Raw genomic sequence first — 5,399 nt, 5'->3', positions numbered from 1 at the left:
CCGAACGGAAGAAGTATTGGCTTGGGTAACTAAGAAATTTCCAAATTTAATGCCAAAAATTGCGTGCGTGTAGACCCCATTGAATACAAAAAGGAACACCTTTAAAAAGTTGTCTAGTTTAGTGTTGATAAAACATTTTTTAATTCTTTCTCAGTAAAGTGTATTTTCGGCATTTAATTTTTACCTGATTCTCCTATTTTTGGTTAATTATACATAAAAGTACCCTATAGGGCAGACCTTTTTTTAGTGTCTACTCTATAGGGTGCAGTTTACATTGGGTTTTACCTTTTTATGTTCTTTTAACGGATTTACAAAGCTGTATTTAATATAGTTTATATAACCAAATAACTTGAAGAGATAGCCAATTACTACATTAACTACTTAGATATCCTGATAAATAGTTAAAGTAATTTCACTCAGTAATAATAGGAAGTTTATCACTTATGAAAATTTTGCGCGAGTAATGATTAATTGATCCCTAGTGCTTGCTTAATGGACTCTATAGTTTTCCCATTAAACTCTTTTACAGCGGTAGGAGTGTCTAATACATAATCGTTCTCTTTTGTGTAATTAGCTTCAAGCAACTTGAAATCCTTTGCATCGACCGTTTTATCAAAGTTTAGATCATATTCGCGGTTATCCGTTCCCCAATATTGTTGAAGTGAAATCACGTCATGAATATCGATCACATTATCTTTATTAATATCTCCTGCATATTCTCTAGGTGCAGAGTAAGTAACACTTTCGCCAACATACTTATCTCCATCTTTTCGACCAATTTCCAAAGGTGTGTAAGTTGTAAAATGACCAGGTACATCAACGATTACCGTATACACCTGTTCAGAAGTTGGCAAGTTTTTAAATGAAATGTCTCCATATTGATTAATTTCTCCGTTGTACATTTGACCTTTAGTGTCTCTCAACTTAGCTTGTGCACCAATGGTAGTATAGTTGATTGCATAATTAAAGCTGCCGTTTGCATTCAACAATCCTTGAGCATTGATTTTCGCTGAAGCTATCGAATACGCTGAATAACTTGGTATTAAACCGATTTCGTAATATGGGCGTACCGTTTTACCACTTAGATCTAGATAAGAAGATGAATTGACATAAAAGAATGAATGATTTAAATTTACATATTCATTTGCGTTCGTCTCTACTTGCACATCAAATAATGCTATATCACCAGTTAACCCATCTCCAGGAGCTTTAATATTAACCGTATTCGATTTGCTTCCAGTCCCAATTGAGGTAACTGTAAACACTGTATCATTAGATAAAGCCTGACCTTTATTAAATACTACCGAATTAAAATATTTTGATGTGTAATCAAACTTGATTGTTAAATCTTTTGCATTTTGCAAACCATGAGCATAGAAGGTATAGGTTAATTGATCCCCCATAGTAATCGACTCTTTATTTGGTTTGGCGTAAATATATTGTGACCCTGATTTCATATAATAAATGATTTTAGCGTTTGTTGTGTTCCCAGCTTTATCCGCCCCTACAAATTGGAGCCTATTTACTTGATTATAACCAGGATCAACTGTAATTTCTTTCGTAAACTTGCCATTTTCATCGGTAGGAATTCCCCATGCTGGAGAGTAAGGTCCGTACCAAACATTATTTTTGGTTTGATTCACATTGATGCCATTAGCTTCCATTTCGATTGCGTCACTGTTGTACACACTACCAGATAGTGTAACTGTTTTTTGACCAGGTGCCAATTCAACGAATGGAAGATCCCCTTTAGGCAAAGCATTTGTATCATCTAAAGTAAATGTTGGGACGTTATTATCAATGTACACTTGATCTGTCTTTGTATATTGCTTTTCATCAAGGTTGGTTCCAATGACTTTTATTTTATATAATCCATCCGTTGCTAATATTGAGGCAATTCCTATTGGTTTTTTTTCATTTCCTGTAAATGGAAAATACCTTCCGTTAAATGCACTTTGAATATATATATCCAAATCGATTCCTGCACCAGAAGCATCAACTGTTCTAATTAAACCCATATCTTTATTTGTCTTTGAATCAACTAGAATAAAATCTAATGTTTTCATTGGTGAATTTAATCTAAAATCTAAATCGGTATTCTTAATACTATATGGATTCTTTTGACGATTTGTAGAAATATTTGGTGAGTGAACTTTGAAATATTCGAAACCTTCTTCCACTAGACGGAAGCCGAATGGAATTTGATAATGATGAGTCGGATCTTTTTCATCCACAATATGGATATATCCTTCGTACGTGCCTTTTTTTGCAGTTGTTGGAATAAACAATGAGATAGGAATACTTTCCTGGCTATTCTTATTAATTTTAACATCCTCAGGTAATACTAGTGACACGCCGTTTTCATTCGCATCCATGGAACCACGAACCCCAACGTTGTACTCAACCGAAATGTTATACTTCTCCATTTTATCACTATAATTCGTGATTAATAGATTCGTTGTTTTTGTGATGTCCTCTGTAGCGATTGGAACAAAACCGTAACTAAGACCACCTGTTTGTTCATTGATCATTTCTTTTACATTATTTTTAATATATGGTGTTTCATCTTGAATGGCTAGTTCTGTAGTAGATTTGATCGCATCATAAGGGTCCACTCTTCCTGCCCCTACTTCAAACACACTATATTGACCCTTTAAAGGTTCGGCTGTATTCATTAAGACCGTTTTCACATCTGCAGGTGTATACTCAGGATGTGCTTGTAACAACAATGCTGCAATCCCAGCAACATGCGGAGTTGCCATGGAAGTACCCGACATTCTTGTGTATGCAGTGGAATAACTAAAATTAGTTTTGTCATTAATATAAGACGGTACCGTTGATAAGACCGATACACCTGGTGCCGTTACTTCTGGTTTAATATCATATAATATACCAGATGGTCCTCTAGAACTAAAGCTAGCTAATTCATCACCAGAAATTTCACTCTCTCCAAGAGTTCCTAACGTAACACTCGGCGTACCACTGGTGAATAAATCATTGACAGCCAAACCGTCATTATTCGTCATAGAGAATACTGGAATATGATCATTGCTTTCTCCCAGATAAAAAGGAATTTGTCCTTCTGTAGCATTGTTGTTGTATATGATGACACCTGCTGCCCCGTTTTGCTTTGCGTATTTCATTTTATCAATAAGAGCATAAGTTCCACGTGCAACGAATGCAATTTTATTTTGAACGTTTTTTCCTGTATAATCGGCTGCTCCGCCTTCGCCTACATTGACAATATCGTATGTTTGACCAGACAGGTTTGAGAAGTCATCCGTCCATGTTTTGGTCATTAATTGTAATGTACTCTCAGTGGCTATATCAGCTGACATAAATTTACTCGCAAATGACGTGACTTTGGTAGATGCAGAACTTGCCCCAACGGTTAACGCAAGTGCCGCTGCCCCCGGAGAACCTAATGTGTACATACCATCTCCAGCGTTACCCGCTGCTACTACAGCTGTCACACCACTTAATACGGCATTATCAATCGCTAAGCTTGCTACTTCTAATGGATTGTTTTGGGTTGAACCTAGTGAAAGGTTAATAACATCCATCCCATCAGCAACTGACCGTTCAATCCCAGCAATAACTGCAGAAGTCTGTCCTGAACCATATGGTCCCAAAACTCGGTAAACGTATAAATCAGAATCAGGAGCAACTCCAGTTACTTTATAATCAGAAACGTTTTTAGCTTGACCAGCAATAGTTCCTGACACATGTGTGCCGTGACTAGTGTAGTATGGTTTTCCATTAACTATTTCTGATTTTCCAGAAGCTTTCCATTGAGCATATGTTGCTTCCATTGGATCGTTGTCATTATCTACAAAATCATATCCACCCTTATATACGTCTATTAAATCAGGATGTTGATGATCAATACCCGTATCAAGAACGCCAATCTTTATACCCTTACCTGTATAACCTTCTTCATGCAATTTATCAATATTTAAAAATGGGATACTATCAACCTTTGTTTGTTCTTCTTCCTTTATTAGAGGTGGCGGATCAATTTGTACTATTCTATCACTAAAAACGGCTTTAACCGTATCCATTTCCATTAATTTATTAATTTGATTTGCTGGAAGCGACATTGTTACTCCGTTAAATGCATTCTGATAAGTATATTTAATATTAAAATTATCCTTATTAGATCTCTCTATTTTTCCTATTTTTTCTTGTAATTCCTTGTTAAATTGAGCATGTGACTTTTCTACCTTTTCTTTCGCTTTTTCTAACGAAATGGATTCCCCTTTGGAAGCCTCTACTATTTGAGCTACTTTTGCTGGAAGTTCTTTGAATTCAACAATAACCGTTACTTCTTCTTCACTAGTTAAGTCCACATCATCAGATAATCGCAATCCGGTCTTTAATTCTGTGGAATCTAGGTTTTGCAACGCTGCTCGTTGTTCATCCGTTAAAGATAGCATAATTTTCTCTGCTATACTTTCACTCGTAATAGCATACGTCGGCGTTTGGGTAATCATCGAAGAACCCAAAATACTACTGCTGGCTAAAGTAAGCACAATGGTAGCTTGAAAAACTTTTCTCTTTATACCTTTCATCTTTACAACCCCCTGTTTCACTCATATAAAAAAGATCACACTGTTCAGAATAATCGTTCTACTAATATAATAACCTGAAATTTTCATGAAGGGTATTGGGGGAATTAAAGGTGAAGTTTGTCATTATTTATTTAACATAAAATTACAAAAATAATGTTTTTCGACAAAACCCAAACATTTTTCAGCAAAATTATTGAAAGTTCGATATTAAACGACAATTTAGTTAATAAAAATGTTTATGAAATATGCGTTCTTTTGAATAACCATATATTAAAATTCCCCATAATTTACAACATTCGACTTAGAGTAATAATAAATACATAAATAATTGTTGTTATGGAAAGAAAATTTAATCATCGTTTCGTTATTCATTAGCACTTACATAATGAAGAGAATTGGAGGAAGAAAAATTGGAGGAAAAAGCGCACAAAAGTAGGATTCAATAAATATAGAAGGAAGAGAGTAATCAAATTTAATCTCTCTATTCCAAAAACAGCTGAAAAAGGAACATATGAGGGATGTATCGTATATACAAATGATGAAGATCCAACGGAAATCTACCAATTCCATTTGGTGTAATACATCAAACGTATAAGTGGTGGCACAGTACCGTTGAAATGTCTTATCAACATAGAGGGATAGTCACTAGGCTAATGAAAATTCATTTAATCATGCAAGGTAATTCGGTACTGATTATGGGTACCAAGCTCAAAGAGGGTTCTGGTTCCACAGTACCGTTGACGGATCGACCAATCCAAATGGTATTATCCCAAGCATGCAAAGAAAAGATAAACAGCCAATTGGTTATTCGACCGTAAGTGTTACAAT

1 protein-coding gene is annotated in these 5,399 nt (G+C 35.2%); it reads right to left on the bottom strand.

What is annotated here, in order from left to right:
• Positions 1–467: 467 nt before the first annotated feature.
• On the bottom strand, positions 468–4,571 hold the full coding sequence (locus tag CHI06_RS28180; RefSeq protein WP_095251945.1) for a S8 family serine peptidase: 4,104 nt from the start codon (positions 4,569–4,571) through the stop codon (positions 468–470).
• Positions 4,572–5,399 lie beyond the last annotated feature (828 nt).

The organism is Bacillus sp. 7884-1 (genome assembly GCF_002272245.1).
Classification (GTDB): Bacteria; Bacillota; Bacilli; order Bacillales; family Cytobacillaceae; genus Neobacillus.
The sequence above is the reverse complement of the archived record's forward strand: the minus strand, read 5'-3'. Positions and strand labels throughout refer to the sequence as shown.

What these genes read in the sequence shown, in the direction of transcription:
- CHI06_RS28180 (WP_095251945.1), bottom strand. Translation starts at nt 4,571, where the DNA reads ATGAAAGGTATAAAGAGAAAAGTTTTTCAAGCTACCATTGTGCTTACT.